General features: G+C 71.5%; 22 protein-coding genes. 12 read left to right on the forward strand and 10 right to left on the reverse strand.

The annotated features are described in order from the left end of the window. Positions 1-86: 86 nt before the first annotated feature. Genes CGUA_RS12290 through CGUA_RS12310 form a run of 5 tightly spaced genes read right to left on the reverse strand, consistent with a single transcriptional unit; the run spans position 87 to position 5,809 of the window. The gene (locus CGUA_RS12290; RefSeq protein ID WP_290196109.1) at positions 87-1,070 is read right to left on the reverse strand and encodes a zinc-binding alcohol dehydrogenase family protein; all 984 of its coding nucleotides are present in this window, start codon (positions 1,068-1,070) and stop codon (positions 87-89) included. Between the two features lie 13 nt (positions 1,071-1,083). Further along, positions 1,084-1,884, reverse strand: a complete 801-nt coding sequence (locus CGUA_RS12295; protein WP_290196111.1) for a sulfurtransferase — start codon at positions 1,882-1,884, stop codon at positions 1,084-1,086. Positions 1,885-1,933: 49 nt separating this feature from the next. Continuing rightward, entirely contained in the window at positions 1,934-2,872 is a 939-nt protein-coding gene (locus CGUA_RS12300) for an AEC family transporter (protein ID WP_290196113.1), read from the reverse strand. Between the two features lie 12 nt (positions 2,873-2,884). Beyond that, entirely contained in the window at positions 2,885-4,570 is a 1,686-nt protein-coding gene (locus CGUA_RS12305) for a VanW family protein (protein WP_290196115.1), read from the reverse strand. 39 nt (positions 4,571-4,609) lie between these two features. Further along, positions 4,610-5,809: a glycoside hydrolase family 3 N-terminal domain-containing protein gene (locus CGUA_RS12310; RefSeq protein WP_290196117.1), complete on the reverse strand. Its 1,200-nt coding sequence runs from the start codon at positions 5,807-5,809 to the stop codon at positions 4,610-4,612. Between the two features lie 88 nt (positions 5,810-5,897). Here CGUA_RS12310 and CGUA_RS12315 point away from each other — a divergent pair, with 88 nt between their 5' ends. Genes CGUA_RS12315 through CGUA_RS12325 form a run of 3 tightly spaced genes read left to right on the forward strand, consistent with a single transcriptional unit; the run spans position 5,898 to position 9,701 of the window. Then, positions 5,898-6,371 (forward strand): universal stress protein, encoded by a 474-nt coding sequence (locus CGUA_RS12315; RefSeq protein WP_290198392.1) that lies wholly within the window; start codon positions 5,898-5,900, stop codon positions 6,369-6,371. Positions 6,372-6,392: 21 nt separating this feature from the next. Continuing rightward, positions 6,393-6,590, forward strand: a complete 198-nt coding sequence (locus tag CGUA_RS12320; protein WP_290196120.1) for a DUF2613 domain-containing protein — start codon at positions 6,393-6,395, stop codon at positions 6,588-6,590. 6 nt (positions 6,591-6,596) lie between these two features. Then, entirely contained in the window at positions 6,597-9,701 is a 3,105-nt protein-coding gene (locus CGUA_RS12325; RefSeq protein WP_290196123.1) for an alpha-(1->3)-arabinofuranosyltransferase domain-containing protein, read from the forward strand. Here CGUA_RS12325 and CGUA_RS12330 read toward each other — a convergent pair. Next, positions 9,599-10,720 carry an acyltransferase family protein gene (locus CGUA_RS12330; RefSeq protein ID WP_290196125.1) on the reverse strand — a complete coding sequence of 374 codons (1,122 nt, stop codon included), beginning with the start codon at positions 10,718-10,720 and terminating at the stop codon, positions 9,599-9,601. The two genes, CGUA_RS12325 and CGUA_RS12330, sit on opposite strands and share 103 nt — an antisense overlap. A gap of 79 nt (positions 10,721-10,799) precedes the next feature. Between CGUA_RS12330 and CGUA_RS12335 the strand changes: the two genes are divergently transcribed. Both CGUA_RS12335 and CGUA_RS12340 read left to right on the forward strand, forming a co-directional pair. Continuing rightward, entirely contained in the window at positions 10,800-12,044 is a 1,245-nt protein-coding gene (locus CGUA_RS12335) for a porin PorA family protein (protein WP_290196126.1), read from the forward strand. A gap of 26 nt (positions 12,045-12,070) precedes the next feature. Then, complete coding sequence (locus CGUA_RS12340) at positions 12,071-13,528, forward strand: MmpA family trehalose lipid delivery protein (RefSeq protein WP_290196129.1); 1,458 nt, start codon at positions 12,071-12,073, stop codon at positions 13,526-13,528. On the opposite strand, the gene CGUA_RS12345 is transcribed toward CGUA_RS12340, so the two are convergent. Then, positions 13,500-14,615 (reverse strand): glycosyltransferase family 4 protein, encoded by a 1,116-nt coding sequence (locus tag CGUA_RS12345; RefSeq protein ID WP_290196131.1) that lies wholly within the window; start codon positions 14,613-14,615, stop codon positions 13,500-13,502. The two genes, CGUA_RS12340 and CGUA_RS12345, sit on opposite strands and share 29 nt — an antisense overlap. 26 nt (positions 14,616-14,641) lie before the next feature. Here CGUA_RS12345 and CGUA_RS12350 point away from each other — a divergent pair, with 26 nt between their 5' ends. After that, positions 14,642-15,412: a class I SAM-dependent methyltransferase gene (locus tag CGUA_RS12350; RefSeq protein WP_290196134.1), complete on the forward strand. Its 771-nt coding sequence runs from the start codon at positions 14,642-14,644 to the stop codon at positions 15,410-15,412. On the opposite strand, the gene CGUA_RS12355 is transcribed toward CGUA_RS12350, so the two are convergent. Then, positions 15,409-15,921 carry an Hsp20/alpha crystallin family protein gene (locus CGUA_RS12355; protein ID WP_290196137.1) on the reverse strand — a complete coding sequence of 171 codons (513 nt, stop codon included), beginning with the start codon at positions 15,919-15,921 and terminating at the stop codon, positions 15,409-15,411. The two genes, CGUA_RS12350 and CGUA_RS12355, sit on opposite strands and share 4 nt — an antisense overlap. A 174-nt stretch (positions 15,922-16,095) precedes the next feature. Next, complete coding sequence (locus CGUA_RS12360) at positions 16,096-17,934, reverse strand: phosphoenolpyruvate carboxykinase (GTP) (protein ID WP_290196139.1); 1,839 nt, start codon at positions 17,932-17,934, stop codon at positions 16,096-16,098. Positions 17,935-18,421: 487 nt separating this feature from the next. On the opposite strand from CGUA_RS12360, the gene trmB reads away from it, so the two are divergent. The 6 genes from trmB (at position 18,422) to CGUA_RS12390 (ending at position 25,668) form a co-directional block, all read left to right on the forward strand. Beyond that, complete coding sequence (gene trmB / locus CGUA_RS12365) at positions 18,422-19,198, forward strand: tRNA (guanosine(46)-N7)-methyltransferase TrmB (RefSeq protein ID WP_290196142.1); 777 nt, start codon at positions 18,422-18,424, stop codon at positions 19,196-19,198. Between the two features lie 97 nt (positions 19,199-19,295). Next, positions 19,296-19,970, forward strand: coding sequence for an NYN domain-containing protein (locus CGUA_RS12370; protein WP_290198393.1), 675 nt, complete (start codon positions 19,296-19,298; stop codon positions 19,968-19,970). 38 nt (positions 19,971-20,008) lie between these two features. Continuing rightward, entirely contained in the window at positions 20,009-22,582 is a 2,574-nt protein-coding gene (locus tag CGUA_RS12375) for an MMPL family transporter (protein WP_290196144.1), read from the forward strand. A gap of 8 nt (positions 22,583-22,590) precedes the next feature. After that, on the forward strand, positions 22,591-23,679 hold the full coding sequence (locus CGUA_RS12380; RefSeq protein WP_290196145.1) for a lysylphosphatidylglycerol synthase transmembrane domain-containing protein: 1,089 nt from the start codon (positions 22,591-22,593) through the stop codon (positions 23,677-23,679). Positions 23,680-23,721: 42 nt separating this feature from the next. Continuing rightward, the gene (locus CGUA_RS12385) at positions 23,722-24,090 is read left to right on the forward strand and encodes a DUF3054 domain-containing protein (RefSeq protein ID WP_290196147.1); all 369 of its coding nucleotides are present in this window, start codon (positions 23,722-23,724) and stop codon (positions 24,088-24,090) included. Positions 24,091-24,099: 9 nt separating this feature from the next. After that, positions 24,100-25,668 (forward strand): hypothetical protein, encoded by a 1,569-nt coding sequence (locus CGUA_RS12390; RefSeq protein ID WP_290196149.1) that lies wholly within the window; start codon positions 24,100-24,102, stop codon positions 25,666-25,668. Positions 25,669-26,078: 410 nt separating this feature from the next. Here CGUA_RS12390 and CGUA_RS12395 read toward each other — a convergent pair whose 3' ends face one another. Continuing rightward, a complete protein-coding gene (locus tag CGUA_RS12395) occupies positions 26,079-26,771 on the reverse strand; it encodes a ferritin-like domain-containing protein (protein WP_290196151.1) in 693 nt (230 codons plus the stop codon). Between the last annotated feature and the right edge of the window lie 42 nt (positions 26,772-26,813).

A 26,813-nucleotide genomic window follows, 5' to 3' on the forward strand; every position in this document is an offset into this window, starting at 1 on the left:
CCCGCCGCAGCTGCCCGTCCGGTCCGAGGTCCAGTCCGCGGTGGGCACGTCGACGGCGCGGGTGACGCTCAGCGCGTCGTAGAGTTTTATTCTTCCCACCCGCTGAGCACCACCTTGCCGGCGCTGCGGCCGCCGCGCACGATCTCGTGGGCGCGGGTGAGGTTCTCGGCGTTGATGGGACTCAGCTCCTGCGCGATGACCGGTTCGAGCAGGTCGTCCTCCACGAGCGTGGCGACATGCGCCAGCAGCCGGTGCTGCTCCACCATGTCCGGGGTGCGGTGCAGCGGGCGCGCGAACATCGACTCCCAGTGCCAGGCGATGCCCTTGATCTTGAGCACCTGGAAGTCCTCGAGGCCGGCGTCGACGCCGACGATGTGCCCGAAAGGCTTGACGACGCGCGCGTAGGTCTGCCCCATGCCCCGCGAGTGCGCGCTGAACACCCAGTCGACCCCCTCGGGCGCGACCTCGAGAATCTGCTCCGCGAGGTCGGGTTCGCGGTGGTTGACGGTGTGCTCGGCGCCCAGCATCCGCACCCACGTCGCCCGCTCCTCGTCGGAGGCGGTGGCGACGACCGTGACCTTCGGCATCAGCTCCTCGACCAGCTGGAGCATGACGTAGCCCACGCCGCCGGTGGCGCCGACGACGAGTAGGGTCCCCTCGCTGTGCTCGTCGAGGCCGAGGTGGTCGACGAGGCTCTCCCAGGCGGTGATGCTGGTCAGGGGCAGCGCGGCGGCCTCCGCCCAGGACACCGTGCGGGGGGCGGGGCCGGTGATGCGCTCGTCGACGAGCTGGTAGCGCTGGTTGCTGCCCGGCCGGTCGATCTGGCCGGCGTACATGACCCGGTCGCCGGGCCGAAACAGCGTCACGTCCGGGCCGACCGCGCGGACGGTGCCGGCGGCGTCGAAGCCGAGGACGGTGCCGTCCCCGGCGCCGCCCGCGACGGCCACGTCGAGGGGGTTGACGGAGACGGCCTCGACCTCGACCAGCAGGTCGTGGCCGGTGGCGGCGGGGGTCTCCACCTCGCGTTCCACGAAGCGCGAGCTCTGGACTCCGATGCTCAGGTGTGTCATGCCCCCAGGCTAGCTATCTCGCCACGGGGCGGGCGGGATCCGTGATCCAGTCGCTCCAGCTGCCGGCGTAGACCGCGAGGTCCTCGTCGACGCCGGCGACGCTGGCCGCCAGCGCCACCAGCGAGGCCTGCAGGCCGGATCCGCAGTAGGCGCCCGCCTGGCCGGGGGCGGTAACGCCGTGGTCGACGAAGACCGCGGCCAGCTCGTCGGCGGGCCGCAGCCGGCCCCCGGAGACCAGGTCCAGGGCGGGCAGACTCACCGCCCCCGGGATGTGGCCGGCGACGGGGTCGATGGTCTCGTCCTCGCCGCGGTAGCGGTTGGCGGGGCGGGCGTCGAGAAGCAGGCCGTCGAAGGCGGCGGCGGAGGTGGCGTCGAGAAGCGAGCGGGAGCCGTAGGCGACGGTGACGGTGCCCGGTTCCGGGGTGACCTCGCCGGACTCGGTCGGGCCGGTCCAGGCCCGCCAGCCGCCGTCGAGGACGCGGACGTCGCGCAGGCCGGCGTGGCGCAGCAGCCACCAGGCGCGGGCGGCGGCAATGGAGTTCCAGTCGTCGTAGACCACGATCGCGGAATCTTCGTCGACACCCGCGGCCCGCAGCCCCGCCTGCAGCGTCTCCGGCGAGGGCAGCGGATGGCGGCCGGTCTCACCGGGCAGGTGCGGGGCGGCGAGGACGGTGTCCATGTCCAGGTAGACCGCGCCGGGGATATGGGCCGCGCGGTAGGCGGCCCGCCCGTCGACCGGGGAGCCGGGGCCGGGGTAGCGCACGTCGAGGAGCAGCTGGTCGCCGAGCTCGTCGACGGTGATCAGTGGGTTCATGGGGACCAGGATAGTGGGGGTCGTGCGCCGGCCCGGGCCGCCGCCGCGCCTAGAGCCAGCCCAGCGCCCCGACCACGCCGATCCAGGCCGCCAGCGTGGCGAAGGAGACCAGCGTCTGCGCCATCACCGCACCCGCGCAGAACTCCTCCTCGCCGTAGTCCAGCGCCAGCGAGGGAAGAATCGAGAACGCCGGCAATGCGCAGAGAATGACCACGGCCGCCATCGACGTCGCGTCCATCCCCGGCATCAGCAGGGCCAGCCCCAGCGCGAGCGCCGGCGCCACCACCAGCTTGCCGACCACCGCGACCGCGGTGTCGCGCCCCGTCGAGCGCCAGTCCAGCCCCAGCAGCATCCCGCCGATGGTGAACAGCGCCACGCCCGAGGCGGTCTCACCCAGCATCCGCGTCACCGAGGCCAGCACCCCCGGCAGCTCCCACCCGGAGACCGACACGAGAATCGCCCCCAGGACCGCGATGACCAGCGGGTGGGTGATGAGGTTGCGCAGGGCCCGGCGGATCTGCTCCCCAGCGCTCGTGCCGCCGCCGGCGGCCCGCTCGGCCAGGAAGAGCGAAACCGGGATGATGATGACGTTGTCGATGATCATCGCCATCCCGATGGCCACCCCCGCCCAGTCCGGCAGGAGAATCAGAAAAATCGGGTAGCCCATGAACCCGTTGTTCGTCGCCGACATCCCCAGGCCGAGGAAGATGCCCCGGTGCCGGCTCCGGGACGCCAGCCGGGAGTAGCCGACGCCCAGCAGCATCATCAGGGCGTAGACGATCGCGTAGACCGCCAGGTAACCCGGGTTGACGACCTCCGTGACGTCCACCGCCGCGATATTGGCGAAGATGAGGAAGGGCAACGCCACCTTGACCACGAAGCGCGCCAGCGCCGGGATTCCCTCCCGGGGGAAGATGCCGGTGCGGGTGAGCACGTAGCCCAGCGCGACGACGAGCGCGACCGGGACAATCGCGTCAGCGATCAGCATGGACCCCCGGGCCTAGCTGCACCGCACGATCGGCTGCGGGTCGTAGACCGTGGTCTGGGTCTCGCGGAAGACCTCGTTGCCGGCCAGATCGCGGACGATGCGGGTGTCGGAGGTGGTGAAGCCGTCGATGCCGCCGGAGGGGATGCAGTCCTCGCCGCTGAGCTCCAGCTCCTTGGGCTTGGTCGGCGCCCAGCGCCCGCCGGAGACGGACTCGACGTTGTAGAGCTTGGTGCCCATGATGCGCACGGTGACGTTGCCGCCGCCGACGGAGGCCTCGATGCGGATCGGGACGTTGGTCTGGTTGCGGAACGCCAGGTCGATGGCGCCGTCGTAGATCGTCGCCTCGCGGCCCGCCGGGTAGCGGGAGATGTAGTAGGAGTGCGGCGTGTGCGTGACGTCCTCGAGACCGGCGAAGTAGGTCGCGTTGTAGAGGGTGGTCGCGAACTGGCTGATGCCGCCGCCGACGGCGCGGCCCGCGCGGCCGTTCTCGATGGTGCCGCCCTCGACGTAGCCCTGCGCCGTGCCGCGGGGGCCGGTGAACGCGTTGACGGAGAAGGTGGCGCCCGGGGAGACGATGACGCCGTTGAGGTCGGCCGCGATGACGGCGATGTTCTCGCCGGAGGTCGGCGAGTAACCGGAGGTGGTGAACTCGCCCATGACCTCGTTGAAGGTGGCGTTCTCGGCGTCGGTGGTGGTGAAGGTCGCCGGTTCCTCGGTGTAGGTGGCGTCCCACTCGCGGGGCTGCTCGCCGAGGACGCGGGCCGGGAAGTCGGCCATGGTGGCCTCCCAGTCGACGACGTGGCCGTCGACGTGGGGGGTGATCGCGCCGCTGGTCGAGATCTGCGCGTTCTCCGCCTCGGTCTCGGTGCCGGCCAGCTGCTCCTCGAGCAGCGCCTGGGCGGGCTCCGGGCGGACCTCGACGTGGATGGTGGGGACGGCCGGGTCGTTGCGGAAGGCGAGGACCTCACCGAGCTGAGCCGGCTCGATGGTGGCGTCGGCGCCGTCGCCGTGGACGGTCAACGGGCCGGAGATCGCCTGCTTGGCCGGGCCGTCGGCGATGGACTCGGCGATCTCCTGGGTGATGGCCGGCTCGACCGGCTGCGGCTCCACCGCCACCCCCTCGGGGTTGAGCCAGCCCTCGCGTACGGCGGCGGACAGGGCCCCGCGCTCCACCGTCTGGCCGAGCACGGCGTCGGTGACCTCGACCTCGCCCTCGACCAGCGTCAGTGACGCGTCCGTCGGGGCGGTGCTGAGCTCGCCGGTGACGCGGTCGAGCTGCGGAGCCAGGGCAGCCTCGTCGACCGCGGAGACGACCGGGACCTCGTTGTCGCTGAGCAGGCCGCGCAGGCGGGTCACCGGGTTCGCCGACTCCTCCCCGACCTGGGCGACGGTGGCCTCCCAGTCGATGCCGAGGCCGGAGTCCGCCGGGATGAGGACGGCGTCCTGCTCGCCGGCGGTGACGGTGACCGGGCGGGTCCCGACGTCGCCGAGCTCGGCGCGCAGCTTCGCCTCGGCCTCCGCCGGGGTCAGCCCGCCGATCTCGACGCCACCGACCGAGGTTCCCCGGGCGACCTTGTCCCTGTTGCCGAAGTAGTCGATTCCGTAACCGACGACCGCGATCAGGATCAGTCCGATGATCACGCCCAGGAGGATCTTCCACCCCCGGCCCGACTTGCGTTGTTGCGTTGGCTCACTCACGCCTAACAGGTTATCCCTCACGTGCGCAAGTTCCTAGTTCTAGAGCCCCGAATGGACCAGCTGAAGCTGCACGCGAAACGCGGCGTCGTCGAGCGCGGCGCGGTCGATGGCCCCGGAGGCGAGGGCGTGCTGGACGGCGTCGATGGCCGGGATGATGTCGGTGCCCGAGGACCACAGGGCCTGGTCCGCGCCGGCGCCGATCGCCGCGGTCACCGCCTGCGGCACGCTCATCGTGTCGGTGATGGCCTTCATTCCGGAGAGGTCGTCGGTGTAGGTGAGGCCCCCGAAGGGGTGCCCGTCCGGATAGTCGCCGCTGCGCAGGAGCCGGTAGGCGGCGGGGTTGAGTGAGGAGGGGGTCAGGCCGTCGCCGAGGCCGGGGACGACCATGTGCCCCACCATGACAGGGGCTTGGTGACGCTCGAGCGCCCCGGCGAAGGCGGCCAGGTCGTGACCGGCCAGCGCCTGCAGCGGCGGGGTGACGACCTCGCCGAGGTGGCTGTCTCCGCTGGCCTGGCCGTGGCCGGGGAAGTGCTTGTACACCGGCCGCACCCCGGCGCGCTCCAGGCCGCGGGCGAAGGCGGCGCCGTACTCGGCGACGACGACGGGGTCGGCGCTGAAGGCGCGGTCGCCGACCACGTCGAGCCCGGCGCCGCCGACGTCGAGCACCGGGGCGAAGTCGACGGTGACGCCGTGATGACGCAGGCTCTGCCCGATCGTGTGGGCGAGTTCCTCGACCTGGGCGGGGTCCATCGTCGCGGCCATCTCCCCGGCCGAGGGGTAGGACCCCAGCACCTGGGAGTGGCGCTGGACGCGGCCGCCCTCGAAGTCGATGGCGACGGCGAAGGGCCGGCCGACGGCGGCGCGCAGGGCGGCGACGTCGCGGCCCGGCTCGGTGAGCAGCCCGGGGTCGGCCCAGCTCGGGATGAAGATCCCGCCGACACCCTGGTGCAGCTTCCACAGCGCGTCGTCATAGTCGGTGACCCCGACCATCATCAGCGAGGCGACCCGGGCTCGCTCGTCGGCGGGCACTCGCGAGGCGGCCACCTGCTCCGGGGAGGGGGCCGGCGGCGGCGTCGGCCGGGGCTCGTGCGTCACGGTCTGCGTCGTGGTTGTCGTGGTGGTCGTGGTTGTCACGGGGGCTGCGGAGGTCGCCGGCGGCGCGTCGGCAGGCCCCGCCGGCGCGCACGCGGACAGCGCCCCGCCTAGGGCGAGGACGCTGAAGAGACGACGAAGATGCATGTGGTTCCTGAGGACGGGTAGGGGCCGGTCCGCACTAGGGTAATGGAGGAACCGTCCCGTGGAAGGAGCACACCGCGCCGTGACCCGAATGCTGATCGCCTACGACGGCAGCCCCGAAGCCCGCCATGCGCTGACGGAAGCAGCCCGTCTGCTGCGCCCCGTCGACATCGAGATCCTCACCGCCTGGGAGCCGGTGACCTCCCAGGCCACCCGGGCGCTCGGGCGCACCGGGCTGCCGCAGACCACCATCGGCGCCGAAAACGTCGGCGCCGATCCCGCCTACGAGGACGCGCTGGCGTTGTCCGAGGAGGGCATCGCGCTGGCCCGTTCCCTCGGCCTGACCGCCCGTGCCCATCTGGTGGAGTCGACCGGTCACACCGCCACCGCGATCAGCGAGGCGGCGGTCCAGCTCGGGGCGGACGTCATCGTCGCCGGCACCCGCGCCCGCTCAGGCCCGCATACGTGGTTCACGACCTCGACGTCCGAGGGGATTCTCCGGAAGGCGGGGATCCCCGTTTTCATCGTCCCGCCACGCGCTTCCGGGGGTGACGGGGAGGACTAGGCGCCTGGTAGGTTACTGGTCATGGCCTTCGAATCGGATTCCCTCAACCGCCGCACGCTCGGTCCCGTTGTCGCGAGCTCCGTCGTCGGCGTCGCTCTCGGAGTCGTCGCCGTCGTCGGCGTCGCCGGTTTCTCCGGGCAGAACAGCGTCCCGACCTCCAACGCCGTCCCCGCCGACCAGGCGCTGCTGGGCGACCCGGAGTACGGCACCCGTCAGTAACCCCGCGTGCGCGCCCGACTGACACATACGGCGGCGTGGCTGCTCATCGCCCTGCTCATGGTTGCGCAGGAGCCCGGCCGCACCGCCGCCGACACCAAGCTCGACCTGCTCGTCGACCCGGCGGGGTTCCTGGCCGGCGCGACGCACGCGTGGACGGACACTTTCACCCTCGGCCAGCTGCAGAACCAGGCCTACGGCTACCTCTTCCCGCAGGGGCCGTTCTTCCTGGCGACGGACTTCCTGCCGGACTGGGTGGCGCAGCGGGCGTGGTGGACGGTCGTCGTCGGCGTCGGTTTCTCGGGGATGCTGGTGCTGCTGGAACGCCTGCGGGTGGGCACGCCCGCGTTCCGGATCCTGGCCGCGGGCCTCTTCGCCTTCTCCCCGCGCAGCCTGACGACGCTGACCGCCATCTCCTCGGAGACCTGGCCGGTCATGCTCGCCCCCTGGGTGCTGGCGGCGCTGCTGGATGAACGCCTGACCTGGCGATCCGCCGCCCGCGCGGTCGTCCCGGTGGCGCTGATGGGGGCGGTCAACGCCACCGCCACGCTGGCGGCCTGCCTGCCTGCGGGCGTGCTGCTGCTGTGGCGCGTCAGCCACGACCGCCGGGCGCTCGGCCCGGCGCTGGCTTGGCTGGCCGGGTGCGCGCTGGTCAGCGCCTGGTGGATCGGTCCGCTGCTGGTGCTGGGCGCCTACGCCCCGCCGTTCACGGACTTCATCGAGTCCGCCTACGTGACCACCCGCTGGCTCAATCTCGCCGAGATCCTGCGCGGCACCACCTCCTGGGCGCCTTTCGTCGACGCGGAACGCCGGGCCGGCTGGTTGCTGGTGGCCGAGCCCGCGCTGGTGCTGGCCACGATGGCGGTCGCCGCCCTGGGCCTGGCGGGGCTGGCGCGCCGGGAGCGGGTGGCGCTGCACGGGCTGTGGGTGAGCATGCTCTTTCTCGGCGTCGCGATCCTCGGCGCCGCCCACGGGCCGCTGGGCGAGCAGTGGCTGGCGTTTCTGGACGGGCCCGGCGCGGCCTTCCGCAACCTCCACAAGTTCGACCCGCTGGTGCGCATCCCGCTGTTGGTCGGGTTCGCTCACCTGGGCGGTATCGCCGCGCGCCGCTTCTGGGGCGCCGCGCTGGTCGCGTTGGTGGCGCTCGCGGCCGTCTCCCCCGCCTGGTCCGGGCGGCTCACCCCGCGTGGCACGTGGGAGGAGATCCCGGACTACTGGGTCGCCGCCACCGACTACCTCAACGAGCACGCCGCCGGCACCCGCACGCTCATCGTCCCCGAGGCCTCCTTTGCCCGGCAGGACTGGGGCTGGACCCGCGACGAGCCGGCGCAGCCGCTGCTGGACGTGCCCTGGGCGGTGCGCGACGCCATCCCGCTGGTCCCGCCGGAGGCCATCCGCGGCCTCGACGGGGTGATGACGATGCTCGACCACGATCCGGAGAACGCGACGCAGGCGCTGCGCCGCCTGGGCATCGGGGCGCTGCTGGTGCGCGGCGACCTCGACGAGGACGCCGGGGTGACCAGCGGGCGCGACGTCCGGGGGCTGGAGGGAGAGAGCTTCGGCCCGCTCGAGGTCGTTCTCCTCGACCCGGGCGCCGACATGATGATCACCGACCAGGCGCCGGTCACCGTCGCCGGCGGCGGCGAGGTCCTGGCGCTGCTCGACACACTCCACGGACCGGGCCCGCGCGAGCTCGTCGACGCCGGCGGCCAGATCGTCACCGACACCCCCATGGCCGTCGCCCGCAACTACGGCACCCTGCGCGGTCCGGTCTCGGGCCCGCTTCTCGACGCCGCCGACGCCCCCGACGTCCGCAACCGGGAGATCGACTACCCCTCGGTGGGCGAGCGCACCCGCGTCGTGGAACGCGGGGGGCGGGTGCGGGCGTCGACGAGCGCCGCCGATGCCACCTCCTTCGGCGGCGCGGACCCCGCCAAGTCGGTGACCGCCGCCGTCGACGGGCGCGGCGACACCGCCTGGTGGCCCACGCCGGGCCCCGCCGAGGGCCAGTGGCTGGAGCTGGCCGGCGAGATCGCCGCCCAGGCGCGCCTGTCGATCACCCCGACGCGCGACACGACGGTGCTGGTCAGCAACGGCCAGGCGCACACCGAGGTCGAGCTGCGTCGTGGCCGCGCCACCGAGGTCGTCGTCCCCGGCCCGGCCACCGGTGCCGTGCGCATCACCCTGCTCGATCCCCTACCGGTCGGGCTGGCGGAGGTCTCGCTCAGCTCCACCCCGATCGAGCGCGTCGTGACCGTGCCGCCCGCCTCCGCCGAGACCCGGATGATCGTGCTCCAGCGCCTCATGGTCGACACCGGGGTCCTGCTGCGCGAGTTCACCACCGCCCGCGACATGCGCCTGGAGGTCGCCGCCGACGCCGGGGTGCGCATCGACGGCGAACCCGCCGCCGGGATCATCGACCTTCCCGCGGGCGTTCACCGTCTGGAATCCGACGCGCACTGGGTGACCCTCACCGAGCCCGGTTTCGACCCCTCCCCCGTCGTCGAGCCCACGGGGCGGGTGATTGAGGCGTCCGACGGCGAGCGGCTGCTGATGACCGGGCGCGCGGCCAACGCCGGACTGCGCGCGCAGGTGGCCGGGGTCGGGCTCACCCCCCGCGTCGTCGACGCCGCGACGCAGGCTTTCGTCGTGCCGGCCGGCCTCGCCGGCGAGGTGGAGTTCTCCTTCGCCGCCGAGCGCGCCTACCGCGCGTTCCTCCTGGTAGGCGGGGCCGTGGGGCTGCTCGCCCTGCTCGCCGCGGTCGTCGTGGGACGCGGCGGTCGCCCGCTCCGCGACACCGACACCGACCCCGGGTCCGGGTCCGACCCCGGGTCCGGGGTGATCCTGCCCGCGCTGGCCCTCACCCTCGCCGCCGGCTGGGTCGGCCTCGCCGCCCTGGGGGCGGTCTGGGCGGCGCGCCGGGTGACCGTTTTCCCGCCCGCGCTGCTGGCGGGGACGCTCACCGGAATCGCCGGCGCGTGGCTGGCCCGGGCACCGTGGACGGCGGCGGGCTACGCGGGCGACGAGATCGCGCTGACCGCGGTCTGCGCCGGCGCGCTGGCCTGTCTGATGCCGCGGATCAGGCGCCGCGCGGGCTCCTCGACGAACTCATAGGAGCAGGCCGCGACGACCGTCGTGGCCACCGCCGTGAGCACGTAGACGGGCAGGAAACCGCCCTGAAAATAGCCGATGCCCGCCAGCGGGAACACCAGCGCCATGATCGGCAGATGCCAGAGAAACACCGAGTAGGAGATCCGGCCGAGGAACTGCGCCGGTCGGCCGGTCATGAGCCGGTCCCCCGGCGCGAGCGCGTAGGGCACGACCACCACGGCCGCGAAAACGGTGCCCGCCAGGACCCGGCGGGTGAACTCGGCCGGGTCCGGGTGCGTCAGGCCGAGCGGGCCGAACCACTCCTGGCCCGCGACCCAGGCGATGAGCAGAGCGGCCAGCCACCACGCCCAGCGCACCTCGAAGGCCCGGCGCAGTCGAGGACCGACCCGGTCCTCGAGCTCCGCCGCGATCAGCCCGACCGCGAACCAGCACGCGTACGCCGGCGGCCAGATCTGGCGGTTGGCCACGCCCTCGGCCGGCGTCGACTCGACGACAGGCAGCCAGGCCCAACCCAGGCTGAGCCCCGCCAGGCCGAGGATGGCCGCCACCCGCCAGCGCCGGGGCAGGGGCAGCAGCACGGCCGCGAACAGCGGCATCACCAGGTAGAAAGCCACCTCCACCGACAGCGACCACAGGTGCGTCAACCCCGGCGCCAGCCCGTCGGGGACGTAGATCTGGGTCAGGGTGAGGTTGACCAGGATCTGGGTGGCGTCCATGCCGGAGGCGTCGGGAAGCAGCAGGATGACCGCGGCGACGCAGACCAGATACGCAGGCAGGATGCGCGCCGCCCGGTTGCGGTAGTAGACGCCCCAGCGGCCCACGTAACGCTCCGCGCCGCGCCACAGCAGGAACGCGGAGAGCGCGAAGAAGACCGGGACGAAGAAGTCGAAGCGCGCCAGCACCGAGCCGACCGGGCCCGCCGGATCCACCCCCGTCTGGAACGCCACATGGGTGGCCATGATCCCAAAGGAGGCGACGGCGCGAACACCGTCGAGCGACGGGTTATACTCTCGGGTTGGCATAAGGATTGTTCTATCTACGTCCGCGGGGCAGGGTCCACCCACGATACCCCGCGCAGGTCACGCCGAAGGAGGCCCGCGAGTGTCCGTCCCCTCCTTGTCCCGGCCCGCCCCGCGACGATCCACCGCCGTCCGGCTCCTCGTCGCGGCGGCCCTGGCCATGATTCTGGGCACGGTCGTGCCCCCGCTGATCGCCGACGTCCGCACCATGGTCCCCACCGGCCAGCTCGGCACTTTCCGCACCGAACCCGCCGAGGCGACGGCCCTGCACCTGTCGGGGCTGGCCAACCAGGAAGTGCCCCCGCAGAACGCGGCCGAACCGGCGTGCGCCGACCCGGCGCAGGCGCGCCTCGGCTGCTACCGGGTCAGCGGCCAGATGGTCTTCGACCGGGCAACGACCACCGCCACGGCGGACGCCTTCTCCGAGGTCAAGGTCGACAGCCACCTGACGGTGCGTCTCGAGGGCCTCCGGGTCGCCGAGGTCACCGACCACAGCATCCTCGCCCGGGCCAGCGCCCTGCCGGTGACCGAACCCGTCTCCAGCACGTCCGTGACCGTCCCCGCGCTGGCCACGGACATCACCTCGGTCCCCAGCTACCGCACGGGCCTGACACACTTCTTCCCCCCGACCTCCGAGCGCCGCTCGTACCCCTACTTCGATCTGGTGGCCAACGACTCCACGCCGATCGACTTCATCGACGAGGCGAAGGTCGGCGACGTCGACGTGTTCACCTACTCCCAGAGCCTGGGCGCGGTCGACCTCCTGCGCGCGGCGGCGGGGTCCCAGAACGCCGAGGGCGAGGCCCCGACGGACTCCGGGGACCTGCAGTCCGCGCTGGAGCAGGCCGTCACCGACTACAGCTCCGGCATGACCTCCCTCCAGCGCGTCTTCACCGGCCCCGCGGAACGCTTCTACTCGGCGGAGGAGCGGGCGGCCCTGGGGTTGGCGGCAGAGGAGGTCGTGCAGCCCTCCCCGTACTACACGGTCGACCGTGTGCTGACCGTGGAGCCGGACACCGGCGTCATCCTCGACGCCGAGGAGACCTACTACATCTTCCTCGCCGGTTCCCCGGAGGAGGCCGAGGCGATGGCGCAGCGCCCGCCGCACCCGGAGCGCACGGTCTTCCACGCCGAGACCCGCTGGGACGAGGAGACCCGTCAGGCCCAGCTCGACCTGGTCACCCCGACGCTGCGGCTGTTCCGCGCCCTGCAGATCATCGCGTGGATCTTCACCACCGCCGCGTTCCTGCTGCTGGTGGCCGGGGTGGTGACCGTCGCCCGGATCCGCGCCGCCCGCCGTGAGCGGCTGCTGGCGGTCGCCCCCTGAAAGCGGGATTCGCCCTGACCGCCCTGGTGGCCTGGGCGGTCCTGCTGGTGGGGGCGCTGACCTGGCCGCTGCTGGCGCCGGGCGAGCTCGCGGCCCGCGACATGCTCGTGCTCGATCAACCGGCGTTGAGTGCGGCGGCGCTGGGCTTCGGCGACACCGCCGCCCGCAACGTCCCGCAGGACGGGGTGCTCGCGCTGGCGGGGCAGGTGGTGCCGGCGTCGTGGCTGGTCCGGGTGCTCATCATCGGTGCGGCGGGGCTGGCGGCCGGGGCCGCGGCGTGGCTGACGCGGTTGCTGAGGGCGCGGGCGGGGCTGGCGCCCTCCGCGCCGGCCGCCGCGGCGGCGATGACGGTCGCGGTGCTCAACCCCTTCATCGTGGAGCGGCTGCTCCAGGGCCACTGGTCGTTGGTGATCGCGGCCTGGCTACTGCCGGGTGTCGCGGCGGCGTCGCTGGCCGGCCGGCCGCTGCTCGCCGGGCTGGGAGTGATCGGCGCCTCGCTGACGCCGAGCGGCGCGCTCCTGGCGACGCTCACCGCCGTCGCCGCGGCCCGGGGACGTCGACACCGCGTGGGCGCGCTGCTCGTGGGCCTGGCGGCGTCCCTGCCGTGGCTGGTCCCGGGGGTGCTGGCCGCCTCGACGGCGCCTTCGGCGTCGGCGGCGGCCTTCGCCCCCCGCGCCGAGGCCTGGGTCGGCACCGCCGGCGCGCTGCTGGGCCTGGGCGGGATCTGGAACGCCGAGGCCGTGCCCGCCTCCCGCGCCGCCGGTTTCGCGGTGTTCGGCGTCCTGCTCTTCCTGGTGCTGGCCACCGCGTGGCGACGCTGCCCGCGCCCCCTGCTCCTCCTCGCCGTCCTGGGCCTGGGCGGTGCGACGCTGACGTGGCTGGCGCCCGGGCTGACCGGGTGGGCGGTGGAGCACGTTCCCGGGGCGGGGCTGGTCCGCGACGGGCAGAAACTGGTGATGCTGGCCATCCCCGCCTACGTCGCCCTCGCCGGGCTGATGCGGCGGGAGTGGCTGGCGGCCACGGTGCTGGCGCTGGCGGTGCTCCAGGTGCCCGACGCGCCCCGGGAGCTGACCGTGCTGCGGCCGGCGACGGTGGCCGTCGACGAGGAGCTGGTGGCCTTCGCCGGGGGCCGGGACGTGTTTTTCCCCGGCCGATCCGGGTTGGCCACCCGCGCCGACGGCCTCGTCATCGTCGATCCCGCCACCAAGGCGATGTCGGTGGTGGAGTCGGGGGCGCTGGTCGTCGACGGGCGCGTGGTGGACCCGCCCTCGCCCCGCTGGGTGGCGGCCGGTGAGGCGTGGGCGCGGCGCGACCTGGCCAGGCTGGCCGAGCTGGGCGTCGGGGTCGTCGTCGACGGGGGGACGGTCGTGGAGACGGGCGCTGCGGCCCGGCCGCTGCCGGTGCCGGGCCTGCTCCTGCTGGCCTGGTGGCTGGCGTTGCCGTGGGGCCTGCTGGCTATCGCCGCCGCGCGACGACGCGACTGAGCACCTGCTCGAAACGGGCGCCGGTGTCCGCCCAGGAGAAGCCGGCCGCGTGGACGCGGGCGGCCGCGCCGAGGCGACGGCGGGTGGGGGCGTCGGCGAGCAGGCGGCGGGTGGCGTCGACAAGCTCACTCTCGTCGTCGACGAGCAGCCCGGTCTCCCCGTCCACGATGGAGTCGCGCAGGCCGCCGGCGCCGCGGTAGCCGACGGTGGGCACGCCGTGCTGCGCGGCCTCGGTGACCGCCAGGCCCCAGCCCTCCTTGCGGCTGGGCATGAGGTGGAGGGCGGCGCGGGCGAGCAGCGCATGCTTGTAGTCCTCGGTGACCTGGCCGTAGAAGACGACCCGATCCTCGATGCCGCGGCGGCGCGCATAATCACGCAGCCTGTCCTCCCACCAGCCGGAACCGACGACGTCGAGGACCAGATCCCGGTCCCGGAGCGCGGCGATCACGTCCATGGCGTGCTCGATCCGCTTGTTCGGCACCAGCCGCGAGAGGGTGAGCAGGTGGGTGCGGTGGTCCGCGGGCAGCACCGGCAGGGTCGCCGGGACGGGGTCGACGCCGTTGGCGACGATCTCGATGTCCGCCGGGTCGACGCCGAGGGCGATGAGGTCCTCGCGCGAGGACTCCGAGACCGTCACGTACTGCGCGCCGCGGTACACGCGCGGGGCGAGGCGGGACTCGAGGAACCAGCCGACGCGGCCGATCAGCGGGCCCGCGACCGGCCACTGCTCCTGGTGGCAGTGATGGGTGAGCAGCACCGTCGGGGCGCCGGCGACGAGCCGGGCGAAGAAGGGGATGCCGTTCTGGGTGTCGACGACGACGTCGACGCCCCGGGCCGGGCCGATTCCGAGGCGGCCGAGCAGCAGGAGGCGCCAGGCGGCCGGGTAGACGGAGTACTTGCCGCCGGCGCGGGTGTAGCGAACGCCGTTGCGGGTCGAACGGCGCGGGGACTCGGTGTGCGCGGCGGAGCGGTAGATCACCTCGTGCCCGGCGGTAGCGAGGTGCTCGCCGACGTGCTCCAGATAGCGCTCGGACCCCCCACCGAGGGGGTGGGTGCTGTCACGCCAGCAGAGCAGGAGGATTTTCATCGTGCCCAGCCTATTACACTGACCGCGTGCGCTTCCCTCAGACCCGTGACCTGGCAACACTGCGCCGATCCTGGCGCCTGCTGCGTTCCTTCCGCTTCGAGCAGAGCCAGCCGGGCGTCTTCTACGGCGGCCTCGCCGAGGACACCGCCCGGTTGGTGGAGGCGCTGCTTGTCGACGCCACCGGGGCCGGCCTCGCCGGCCGCGAGGTGCTTGACGTCGGCGGCGGGCCGGGGTACTTCGCGGAGGCTTTCGCGCGTCGGCGGGCGGGCTACGTCGGCCTGGAACCGGACGTGGGCGAGATGTCGGCGGCCGGCATCGAGGTCGCGGCCGCCGTGCGCGGCGACGGGGCGGCGCTGCCCTTCCGCGGCGGCGCCTTCGACGTGGTGTACTCCTCCAACGTCGCCGAGCACGTTCCGGATTTCCCGGCCATGGGCGACGAGATGCTGCGGGTGGCCCGGCCGGGCGGCCTGGTCGTGCTGTCCTACACGGTCTGGCTCGGGCCCTTCGGCGGGCATGAGACCGGCCTGTGGCAGCACTATCTCGGTGGGGACTTCGCCCGCGATCGCTACACCCGGAAAAAGGGGCACGCCCCGAAGAACGTCTTCGGGACGAGCCTCTTCGACGTCTCCTGCGCCGACGGCCTGCGCTGGGCCCGTTCCGTGGAGGAGCGCGACCTGGGCACCGTCGAGCTGGCCTTTCCCCGCTACCACCCGGCGTGGGCCTGGTGGCTGGTCCACGTGCCGGTGGTCCGGGAGTTCCTCGTCTCCAACCTGGTGCTCGTCGTGCGGGCCGGTTAGCCCTCGATGGCCTCGGACTCCGGGGCCTCGGAATCCTCGGACTCCACCGCCCTGGTCTCATCTTTCTCGGTCTCGCCGGCGGTGACCTCGATAGTGCGCTTCTTCTCCACGGCCTGGGGAACCGGGACGGTGACCGTCAGGACGCCCTCGTCGAGCCGCGCGGTGATGGCATTGACGTCGGCGCCCTCCGGCAGGCGGACCGTGCGGGTGAAGCTCGAGGTGGTCTCCCGGACGAGGTAGTCGCGACCCTCGTGCTCCTCCTCACGCTCATGACGCTGCGTGCTCACGGTGAGGCGGCCGTCATCGACGTCGACGGAGACCTCCTCCTTCTTGACCCCCGGCAGGTGAGCCTCAATGACGTACTCGCCGTCGCGGGTGTAGACGTCGGTGGCCGGTGCCCGGTTGGCGGAGCGGGTGAGGGAATCGCTGACGCTGTTGTCGCCGAAAAAGGTGCGTTCCAGCGCGCGGATTTCCTCGAAGGGGTTGAAACGGTTGATGGACGAACTCATGGCATGTCTCCTCATCGTCGGAAATGTTCTCGGGAATATTCTCGGAGGCCCTGATTTCCCTCATATTTTACAACGACGAGCAGCGCGTTTCATCGCCCGCGACGCAACCGTGACCTCGGAAAAGGAAAAACCCCGGCTCCGCGTGGGCGGGGCCGGGTTCTCACCTGCCGGAGGCTACTTGACGGCAGCCTCGATACGCTCCTTGAGCGTGTTGAACTGCTCGAAAATCTCCTGCGGGACACGCGGGCCGAGGAACTCGAGGTACTCCTCGTTGTCCTCGACGGAGGCGGCCCACTCCTCCGGCTTGACGGCCAGCGCCTCGCGGACGTCCTCGATCGGGGTGTCCAGGCCGCTCAGATCCAGATCCTCCGGGCGGGCGGTGTTGCCGACCAGGGTCTCCTCGGCGCCGACGGCGCCGTCGACGCGCTGGGTGATCCACTTGAGGACGCGGGAGTTCTCGCCGAAGCCCGGCCACAGGAAGCGTCCGTCCTCGCCGCGGCGGAACCAGTTGACCAGGAAGATCTTCGGCAGCTTGTCGCCGCCCTTGTTGCCCATGTCGATCCAGTTCTGGATGTAGTCACCGACGTTGTAGCCGATGAACGGCAGCATGGCGTACGGGTCGTGGCGCAGGGAGCCGACCTTGGCCTCGGCGGAGGCGGCGGTCTGGCCGGAGGAGAGGGTCGCGCCGATCATGGCGCCGTGCTCCCAGGAGGTGGCCTCGGTGACCAGGGGGACGGTGTCGGCACGACGGCCGCCGAAGAGGATGGCGTCGAGCTTCACGCCGCGCCAGTCGTCGAACTCCGGCGCCGCGGTCGGGCACTGGCCGATCGGGACGGCGTAGCGGGAGTTCGGGTGCGCGGCCTTCTCGCTGGATTCCGGGGTCCAGTCACGGCCCCGCCAGTCGATCAGGTGCTTCGGGGTCTCCCCGTCCATGCCCTCCCACCAGACGTCGCCGTCGTCGGTCAGCGCGACGTTGGTGAAGATGGTGTTGCCCTGCTCCATGGTGCGCATGGCGATCGGGTTGGAGGAGTAGGCGGTTCCCGGCGCGACGCCGAAGAAGCCGTTCTCCGGGTTGACGGCGTAGAGGCCGTCCTCGCGCAGGTGCAGCCAGGCGATGTCGTCGCCGACGACCTCGGCGGTCCAGCCCTCGATGGTCGGGGTGATCATCGCGAGGTTGGTCTTGCCGCAGGCGGACGGGAAGGCGCCGGCGATGTTGTAGGACTTGCCCTCCGGGCTGGTCAGCTTGAGCAGGAGCATGTGCTCGGCCATCCAGCCCTCCTCCTGGGCCATCTTGGAGGCGATGCGCAGCGCGTAGCACTTCTTGGCCAGGATGGCGTTGCCGCCGTAGCCCGAACCGTAGGACCAGATCTCCTTGGTCTCCGGGAAGTGGGTGATGTACTTGGTGTCGTTGCACGGCCAGGCGACGTCCTCCTGGCCCTCCTCCAGCGGCGCGCCGACGGAGTGCAGGCAGGGCACGAAGTCGCCGTCGGTGCCGATCTTGTCCAGGGCGTCCTGGCCCATGCGGGTCATGACCTTCATGCTCATGACGACGTAGGGGGAGTCGGTCAGCTGGACGCCGAGCTTCGGGCTCGGGTCGTTGATCGGGCCCATGCAGAAGGGCACGACGTACATGGTGCGGCCCTTCATGGCGCCCGTGAACGCCTCGGTCATCTCCTCCTTCATCGCCGCCGGCGGGGCCCAGTTGTTGGTGGGACCGGCGTCCTGCTCGTCCTCGGTGCAGATGAAGGTGCGCGACTCCACGCGGGCGACGTCGGCGGGGTTGGACCGCGCCAGGAAGGAGTTCGGACGCTTCTCCTCGTTCAGTCGGATGAGCGTGCCCTTCTCGACCGCTTCGTCAGCCAGACGGTTCCACTCTTCCTCGGAGCCGTCGCAGAAGACGACGTCCTCCGGCTGGAACATCTCCACAGCCTCGTTGATCCAAGCGATGAGTCGCTCATTGGAGGTCGGCGCGTCGCCGACCAGTCCCCTCACGGTGTTTGCTGCGCTAGTCATATGTTCTCCTGACGAAAAGGCTGATGGCAGGTATCGGCTCCCAGAGTATCCGCCAGAACGTCTCAACCCCCACCAATTAATTAGTACCACCTAAATAAGGCCGGCCACCACCATTGGTTTTCCTGCAGAAATAGCGGGAGACGGAGAAGTCACTGTGACCTGCGACAAGTTAAATTCACCCCCTTTTGGGGCATCTACCACAAGGTTCGGGCCGAGGAAACCCTGAAACTGCCCTAGCGCGGAGGCCCGGGTGCGGGTCACCCCATCCTATCGAAAATGGCCGGTCACGGGCCGATATCGGGGACGAGTCAACGTTCGGAGAGCGAACCGGAAAGTCACCCCCGGGTACTTCCCGTTCCCAGCGGACCCCCAGGAACCGTGCTGTGGGGTGCTGGAGCGACGACGATTCCGGCGTCGAGAAGCGCCCCTGTCATGACCGGCCCCGCGAAAGTTTGAATCATCGCACGTCACGTGGACAATGAAGGAGATGAACAGCACCGACAACCCCTCCTCCGACATCGGCGAACTGCCGCAGGGTCGGCCCCTCCAGACCGAGTTCACCGACGGACTCGACTACCCCCGCCTCGGCACCGTCAGCTTCCGCCGCGGCACGCTCACCGACAACCAGCAGGCCATGTGGGACGAGAAATTCCCCCACATGGGCAAGGTGCTCGCCGACGAGGTCATTGACGTCGACGAGTGGTTCGGCCGCAGCGGACACCCCACCATCGTCGAGATCGGCTCCGGCACCGGCACCTCCACCGCCGCGATGGCCCCGCTCGAGGCTGACACCAACGTCATCGCCGTCGAGCTGTACAAGCCCGGCCTGGCCAAGCTCATGGGCGCGGTCGTGCGCGGCGGCATCGACAACGTCCGCATGGTCCGTGGCGACGGCATCGAGGTCCTCGCCCGCATGATCGCGCCGAACTCCCTCGACGGCGTGCGCGTCTTCTTCCCGGACCCCTGGCCGAAGGCACGCCACAACAAGCGCCGCATCATCCAGTCGGGCCCGCTGCGGCTGATCGCCACCCGCCTCAAGCCGGGCGGCGTCCTGCACGTGGCCACCGACCACGCTGACTACGCCGAGTGGATCGACGAACTCGTCGAGGTCGAGCCGCTGCTCGAGTACAAGGGCTGGCCGTGGGCGGAGGCCCCGCTGCTGACCGACCGCCAGGTCATCACCAAATTCGAGGGCAAGGGCCTGGACAAGGACCACGTCATCCGCGAGTACCTGTGGCGCCGCACGGAGGCCCCGAACCCTTAAGCACCCGCGACGATTTACCATGAAGGGGCGGTGGGACGAATGTCCCGTCGCCCCCTCTCCTTATATTCCGTAGTTCCCATTGAAAGCGGTGACCACCGTGTCCGACATCCACGAGTCCACACACCACTACTCCGCCGGAGCCGCCCCGGGCCCCAACAGCCTGCTGCTGGTCTGGGACGCCCCGAACCTGGACATGGGCCTCGGCGCGATCCTGGGCGGCCGCCCCTCGGCCGGCAACCGTCCCCGCTTCGACGCCATCGGCCGGTGGCTGATCCAGCGCGCGCAGGAGCTCTCACACGTGACCGGTGAGCGGGTCGAGCCGGAGGCCACCGTCTTCACCAACGTCGCCCCGGGCGGTGCGGACGTGGTGCGCCCGTGGGTGGAGGCGCTGCGCAACGTCGGTTTCGCCGTCTTCGCCAAGCCCAAGACCGACGAGGACTCCGACGTCGATCCGGACATGATCGCCCACATCCGCCGACGCGCCGAGGAGGGCGTGCTCAAGGGCGTGGTGGTCGCCTCCGCCGACGGCCAGAACTTCCAGGACACGCTCGACGAGCTCGCCGGCGCCGGCCTGCCCGTCACCGTCATCGGCTTCCACGAGCACGCCGCCTGGGCCGTGGCCTCCGAGAGGTTCGACTTCATCGACCTCGAGGACATCCCGGGCGTGTTCCGCGAGCCGCTGCCGCGCGTCAACCTTGACCAGCTGCCCGAGACCGGCGCCTGGTTGCAGCCGTTCCGCCCCCTGTCCGCCCTGCTCAATTCGAAGCACTAGGCACGCACCCACACCACGACATTGGAAGGCCAGCCACGATGTTCTTGAAGTGGGGATACTTCTCCTACCGGTACCGAAAAATCATCCCCTGGGTGATGCTCCTGCTCATCCTCGGCCTCTTCCTCGGCTGGGGGACCCGGCTCGATTCCCGCCTCAGCCAGGAGGGCTGGGAGGACCCCGGCGCCTCCTCGACCACGGCGGCGGCCATCGAGCAGGAGGTCTTCGGCCGCGACGACTCCGGTGACGTCATCCTCCTCTACAGCTCCCCCGCCGGCGTCGCCGATCCGGCGGTCACCGAGGCCGCCACCGCCCACCTGGACGGCCTCCGGGCCCATCACCCAGAGCAGATCGCCGGGGTCGTCAGCTGGTTCGACAACCGCAACCAGCAGCTGATCAGCGAGGACGGCACCACCGCCTTCGCCGCGGTCTCGCTGGCCGGCGACGGCGAGCAGACGCTCAAGGATTACCGCGCCATCGAGGACGCGCTGCGGGTGCCCGCCACGGAACTTCCCCAGGGCATGACCGTCCAGGTGGCCGGCGCCACCGCCGTGGCCGACGCCCTGGACGAGGGCATGGCCACCGACATCCAGCGCGCCGAGCGCATCGGCCTGCCCTTCGTGGCGATCGTCTTGCTCTTCGTCTTCGGCTCGGTCGTCGCCGCGGCCATGCCGCTGATCGTGGGCGTCTTCTCCATCATGGGCGCCCTCGGCATCCTCTCCATGCTCGCCGGCGTGCTGCAGGTCAACGTCTTCTCCCAGGCCGTCGTCACCATCCTCGGCCTGGGCCTGGCCATCGACTACGGACTGTTCATGGTCTCGCGCTTTCGCGAGGAGCTGGACAGGGGCCGCTCCGTCGAGGACGCCGTGGCCCTGACCACCCAGCACGCGGGGCGCACCGTCGTGTTCTCCGCGCTCATGGTCGTCGTCGCGCTTTCCGGCCTGCTGATGATGCCGCAGGCCTTCCTCAAGTCCGTCTCCTACGGCGCGATGGCGGCGATCGGCCTGGCCGCGCTGCTGTCGGTGACGGTGCTGCCGGCGCTGTTCGGCATGCTCGGGCCCAACATCGACCGATGGTCCCTGCGCCGCACCGCCCGCCGGGCGCGGCGCATCGAGGACACCGTCTGGTTCCGGATTCCCCGCTGGGCGATCACCCACGCCAAGTCCGTCACCGTGGCGTCGGCGGGCCTGCTCATCCTCATGACGCTGCCCGTCGCCGGCATCAAGTTCGGCGGCATCAACGAGACCTACCTCCCGCCGACCCAGGAGACCCGTCTCGCCCAGGACGAGTTCAACGAGCAGTTCCCCGAGTTCCGCACCGAGCCGATCAAGCTCGTGGTCACCAACGCGGACAACCGGCAGCTCGTCGACGTCATCATGCAGACCCGCGCCATCGAGGGCCTCACCGCCCCGATGGCCCCCTCCACCCAGACGGTCGAGGGCACGACAGTGCTCTCGGCGGGCATCGCCGACCGCGAGGACAACGCCTGGGTCATGGAGCAGCTGCGCGCCATCGAGGCGCCGCCCGGCGTCGGGCTCTACATCGGCGGCACCCCGGCGATGGAGATCGAGTCCATCGAGGCGCTGCTGGAACGGCTGCCCTGGCTGATGCTCTACATGGTCGTGGCGACCTTCCTGCTCATGGCGCTGCTCTTCGGTTCGCTGGTCCTGCCGGCCAAGGCCGTCATCATGAATTTCCTCGGCATCGGCGCCACGGTCGGCCTGCTGACCCTGATGTTCGTCGACGGCCTCGGCTCCGGCCCGCTCAACTTCACGCCGGGCCCGCTGATGAGCCCCGTCCTGGTGCTCATCGTCGTCATCCTTTACGGACTCTCGACGGACTACGAGGTCTTCCTCGTCTCCCGGATGGTCGAGGCCCGCGACAAGGGCGCGTCGACGGACGAGGCCGTCACCTACGGCACCGCCCGCACCGGCTCCATCATCACCGCCGCCGCGCTCATCATGATCGTCGTCGCCGCCGCCTTCGCCTTCTCCGACATCGTCATGATGAAATACATCGCCTTCGGCATGATCTTCTCGCTGGCCATCGACGCGACCATCATCCGCCTGCTGCTCGTGCCCGCGGTCATGCACCTGCTGCGCGAGGACAACTGGTGGGCGCCCCGCGCCGTCAAGGCCGCCTACCACCGCATCGGCGGCCACTCCCCCGGCGAGGAGGACGAGGACGTCCGCGTTCCGGCGCACAGTGATCGGGCGCCCTCGCGTGCCCACGCCGCCCCGGCCGCAGCACCGGCCTCCGAGTCGTCGGCCGGCACCGGCCCCCCCACCCGCACCGGCACGGGCACCGTCGCGGTGCTGGAGCGGGCGGGCGAGCGCGAAGACCCCGCCACCACCAGTGAGCAGGTTTACGGGCTGGCCACGGCGGACGATCCGGCGGCCCGCGAGGAGATCCCGGTGGAGGAAGCCACGGTGGTGGAGGAGGACACCGCCGCCCGCGGCGGCATCTCCGCCGGGGAGGACACCGAGCTGGTGCCCTTCGCCGAGCTCATGGCCCGCCTGCGCCAGCAGGGCTACGGCTCGGACACCGAGCGGGAGAACGGCGAGCTCGAGACCGACGGCGGCCGCCGCCACCTGCGCGGCCCGGGGCAGGAGTAACTCCGCCGATGGCGCAGGTCCGCTCGCTGTTCGCCAACCGCTGGTTCACGTGGTTGGCGGGTCTCGGCGTTCTCGTCGTGCTGCTCGTCCTGTTCCGGGAGCAGCTGGACTTCCTCGGGCAGGCCCTCACCGAGCTGCGGGACGCCCAACCACCCGCCCTCGCCCTGGCCGTCCTCTCCTCCCTGCTCTCCCTGCTGGCCATGGCCGAGGTCATGCGCCGGCTGCTGGCCGCCGGCCACACCGACGTCTCCCTCGGGGAGGCCAACGCCCTGACTCTGGCGTCCAACGCGTGGTCGACCTCCCTGCCGGGCGGGGCGGCGTTCTCCGCCGTGCTGACCTTCCAGGTGCAGCGCCGGTGGGGCGCGTCGGTACTCCTGTGCGGTTGGTTCTTCGTCATCTCCTCCGCGATCTCGACGATGTGGCTGATCGTCATCGCCGTCGCCGCGGTCCTCTTCCTCGGCGCGGAGGCGTCGGTGTGGTCACTGGCCGTGAGCTTCGCCGTCATGGCGGTCGCGGGCTGGCTCGTCTACTGGATCCTGCGCAACCCGCAGCGCCTCGAGGCGTGGACGCGCACCTTGCTGCCGCGCCTCAACCGGCTGCTGCGCCGCGCCCCCGACGCGGGCGTGGCCACCACCGTCGAGCAGATCCGCCAGCTCGACACGGTGGATTTCCCGGCGTCGGCCTTCGCGGTGACCTCGCTGAATTCGCTGCTCAACCGGCTTTTCGACGCCACCACCCTGTGGCTGGCCGTGTGGGCCGTGACCGGCGCGCTGCCAGGTCTCGAGGCGGGCCTCAACCAGACCACCGTGATGGGCGTGGCGCTGGCCTACATCACCGCCAAGCTGGCCGGCTCGGCGCAGGTCACCCCGGGCGGGCTCGGCACGGTCGAGGCGGCCATCATCGCGGTGCTCGTGGCGACGGGCATGACCGTCGTCAACGCCACCTCCGCCGCGATCGTCTACCGCGCCATCAGCTTCCTGCTCGTCACCGTCCTGGGCTGGGTCGTGTACTTCCTGCGCTACGCCCGGGACGGCTTCTCCGGCCCGCGCCAGCTCACCGCCCGGCGGGAGGGCCGGAACACGACCGAGGTGGCCTAGACTTGAGCCCGTCCACCGCCTGAGTTTGAGGAGTTCCCCCGCATGAACCGCGTCACCGTCCTCGTCGCCGACCTGGTCGCCGTCTTCGCCTTCGCCACCTTCGCCCGCATGGCGCACCGCGGTGACGGCATGGCGCTGAGCCTGGCGGGCGTCCTCTCGACGTACTGGCCCTTCGCCCTCGGCGTGGCCGTCGCGTTCATCGTCATCGTCGCCGCCAAGTGGGACGGTGGCCGGGTCCGCCCGGCCGGGGTGACCGCGTGGGTGGTCACGGTCGTCATCGGCCTGAGCATCTGGGGACTGCGCAACGCGGCCGTCCCGCATTGGTCCTTCATCCTGGTCGCCTCGATCATGTCCGCGCTGCTGATGCTGGGGTGGCGGGCGGTCGCCGGCGCCGTCGCCAAGCGCAAGTGACCCGGTGACATGACCCAGCCCGCCGCCGGGCACGGGCGCCGGATGCGCGGCGCCTTCTGGACCCCGCTGCCCTGGGCCCACCGGGCGCATGAGCTTCTCGACGCCCATCTCGGCCCCGCCTGGCATGAGGATTTCGTCGTCTGGGATCCGGCCTGCGGCGGCCTCAACCTCACCCGGCCGCGCGCCTTCGGCGAGCTCTACGCCTCCACCCTGCACCTCGACGAGGTCGACGCCGCCGCCAACCCGGAGGCGGCGGCGGTCTTCGCCTTCGATTTCCTCAACGACCCCCTCAGCGCGCTGCCGGCGGGCCTGCTCGACGCACTGCGGCGGCGACGCCCGATCGTGCTGCTGGCGAACCCGCCCTACGCCCAGGCCACCGACTACGAGGGCGCGCGCAAGGCCTCGGTCGCCAGCACCGCCGTCGCCGGGGAGATGGACGGTCTGGGCCACGCGCGCAGCGAGCTCTACACCCAGTTCTACTTCCGGGCGATGGGCATCGCGGCGGAGTTCGGCTACGAGCGCGATTTCCATATCGTCTTCTTCACCAAGGCCGGCTACCTGACCAGCCCCTCCTTCGCCGCCTTCACCCGCGCCCTGACCTCACGCTTCGGCTTCCGCGGCGGATTCCTCTTCAACGCCGGCGAATTCGACGGCGCCTCCCGGCACTGGGGCGTGGTGCTGGCCCACTGGGAGCTCGGCGCGGACGGGGCCGCGCCGGAGTTCCCGGTGCTCGGCCCCGGGGCGGCCGGTGTGTGGCGCCCGCGCGTCGTCGACAAGCACTCGACCATCTCCGCCTGGCTGGCCGAGATTCCGGTGGCCGAGCACCGTGACCCGGACGCCCCCCTGACCACCAACGGGCTCGATCCGGCCGGGCCGCGGGCGCCACTGGTGATGCGCCGCGGCTGGCTCGGCTACCTCCACAACAACGGCGACAACGTGCAGTACTCGGCGAAGTACACCGGGCTCTACTCGATGGGCTTCGGCTCGGCGCACGGCCGGGAGGTCACCCGCGAGAACATCTGGCGCGCGGCGGTCGTCTTCGCCGTGCGCCGCGCGGTGCACACCGACATCGAGGCGCACGGGCTGACCTGGGTCCGCGACAAGGACATCTTCCGCGGCCCCTCCCCCGCCCTGCTTGACGACGCCTTCCTCACCGACTGTCTGGTCTATTCCCTAGTGGACAACCAGTCGCGGCAGACCTCGCTGCGCAACTGGCACGGGCACGGGCGCATCCCCAACGAGTTCTTCCCCTTCGCACGGGCGTCGACGGGCGAACTCGGCGGCGCGGGCCCCGAACGATTCGTCCACACGCTGCTTAAGGGCCGGACGCTGACCCCGGGGGCGGCCCGCGTGCTCGCCCTGGGGGAGGAGATTCTGGCGGAGACGATGCCGCGTAGGCGGCTGTTCCACGTGGAACAGCCGCGCTTCCAGGTACTCAACTGGGACGCGGGCTGGCGGCAGATCTCGCCGATGGTGGCGGGGCCGGCGCGGGCGCGCTTCCGCACGGCTGTGCGGGATCTGGGGGTGACGATCGCCGCCCGCGCCTACGCCGACGGGATCATCGATCCGCCCGTCTAGAACGTCCGGAGAATGGCGAGGGCCCTGGTAACGGCCGCGGCGACGCCCTCCCGGGGGTGTTGTTTCACCCTGGACAACACCCGGCCGTCGGCGGGGCCCTTCCCCGGGCCGCGACGGGGCGGAAAACCACGACCGGGCCGCCTCCCCTGAGGGAGGCGGCCCGGTCGTGCCGCGGACTGCAGTCGACGAGCTAGCCGGCCATGTGGAACAGGCCGTTGAAGACCATGATCAGGTAGTTGAGGATCTCGAAGCTGATGTCGATGACGGAGCTGAGCATGTTCCCTCCTTCAAGGGGGTTCGCGTGCATTTACTACCAGTCTGTATCGGCTAGCAATCCACAAGTGTTACCGCATGGATGCCCTCGTCGGGCAGTGCTCCCGGCCCCACCTCCGACGAGGTCCGTTCCCGAGCTAGGCGACCGGGCAGTCCCCGGACTGCGCGCGCGGTCCGGTGACCTCACCGGCGCTCATGCCCTGGCCCCTGCCTTCGCCACGGGCGCCCTGGCCCATCCCGGCGCCGCGACCCTGGCCACCACCGTGTCCGGCCCCCTTGCTCCCGCCTGTTCCGGCGCCGACGTTGCCGTCGACGGCGTTCCGGTACGCCGCGAGATGCTTCTCGGAGCCTGCCTTGAGGTGCCCGTAGGCGGTGTCGAGCGACTCCTCGCCGGTGGCGTCGATGGCGGCCTGGAGGTCGGCGATGTCCCGGGTCTCCAGGTCGACGCCGACCTGGTAGGCGGCCTCGACCGAGACGGATCCCTGCTCCAGCCAACCGTCGTAGAGTTCCTGGACCTCCGGGAAGGCGTAGGTGCCCGGAGCCAGCCCCGCGGACGGATCCTCGACCTCGTAGCGCTCCAGCAGCTGGCCCACGGTGTCGAAGTGGCGCTGCTCAGACGTCGTGATGTTGCTGAAGGGACGGGCGCCGTCGTACATCTCGGCGAACTCCTGGTAGAGCTCGCCGGCCATGCGTTCCTCCTCGCGCATGAACTGCAGCGTGGTGGCGTCCTCCTCGGTCAACGCGGTGGTCTGGGCGAGTGCCGGCGTGCCGCCGACGCCGATGGCGAGCGCGGCGATTCCCGCCACGGCGGCCCTGGTGATCTTCTTCATGGTCCTGTCCTTTCCGGGGACTCCTTGTGTTCCTGACACTTG

Origin of the sequence: Corynebacterium guangdongense (assembly GCF_030408915.1) — a bacterium.
Classification (GTDB): Bacteria; Actinomycetota; Actinomycetes; order Mycobacteriales; family Mycobacteriaceae; genus Corynebacterium; species Corynebacterium guangdongense.

Excerpts from the sequence above, each read along its gene's own strand:
- CGUA_RS12360 (WP_290196139.1), bottom strand. The coding sequence starts at position 17,934 with ATGACTAGCGCAGCAAACACCGTGAGGGGACTGGTCGGCGACGCGCCG.
- CGUA_RS12295 (WP_290196111.1), bottom strand. The coding sequence starts at position 1,884 with ATGAACCCACTGATCACCGTCGACGAGCTCGGCGACCAGCTGCTCCTC.
- CGUA_RS12385 (WP_290196147.1), top strand. The coding sequence starts at position 23,722 with ATGAACCGCGTCACCGTCCTCGTCGCCGACCTGGTCGCCGTCTTCGCC.
- CGUA_RS12330 (WP_290196125.1), bottom strand. The coding sequence starts at position 10,720 with ATGCCAACCCGAGAGTATAACCCGTCGCTCGACGGTGTTCGCGCCGTC.
- CGUA_RS12395 (WP_290196151.1), bottom strand. The coding sequence starts at position 26,771 with ATGAAGAAGATCACCAGGGCCGCCGTGGCGGGAATCGCCGCGCTCGCC.
- CGUA_RS12315 (WP_290198392.1), top strand. The coding sequence starts at position 5,898 with ATGCTGATCGCCTACGACGGCAGCCCCGAAGCCCGCCATGCGCTGACG.
- CGUA_RS12355 (WP_290196137.1), bottom strand. The coding sequence starts at position 15,921 with ATGAGTTCGTCCATCAACCGTTTCAACCCCTTCGAGGAAATCCGCGCG.
- CGUA_RS12375 (WP_290196144.1), top strand. The coding sequence starts at position 20,009 with ATGTTCTTGAAGTGGGGATACTTCTCCTACCGGTACCGAAAAATCATC.
- CGUA_RS12310 (WP_290196117.1), bottom strand. The coding sequence starts at position 5,809 with ATGCATCTTCGTCGTCTCTTCAGCGTCCTCGCCCTAGGCGGGGCGCTG.
- CGUA_RS12300 (WP_290196113.1), bottom strand. The coding sequence starts at position 2,872 with ATGCTGATCGCTGACGCGATTGTCCCGGTCGCGCTCGTCGTCGCGCTG.
- CGUA_RS12320 (WP_290196120.1), top strand. The coding sequence starts at position 6,393 with ATGGCCTTCGAATCGGATTCCCTCAACCGCCGCACGCTCGGTCCCGTT.
- CGUA_RS12290 (WP_290196109.1), bottom strand. The coding sequence starts at position 1,070 with ATGACACACCTGAGCATCGGAGTCCAGAGCTCGCGCTTCGTGGAACGC.
- CGUA_RS12390 (WP_290196149.1), top strand. The coding sequence starts at position 24,100 with ATGACCCAGCCCGCCGCCGGGCACGGGCGCCGGATGCGCGGCGCCTTC.
- CGUA_RS12380 (WP_290196145.1), top strand. The coding sequence starts at position 22,591 with ATGGCGCAGGTCCGCTCGCTGTTCGCCAACCGCTGGTTCACGTGGTTG.
- CGUA_RS12345 (WP_290196131.1), bottom strand. The coding sequence starts at position 14,615 with ATGAAAATCCTCCTGCTCTGCTGGCGTGACAGCACCCACCCCCTCGGT.
- trmB (WP_290196142.1), top strand. The coding sequence starts at position 18,422 with ATGAACAGCACCGACAACCCCTCCTCCGACATCGGCGAACTGCCGCAG.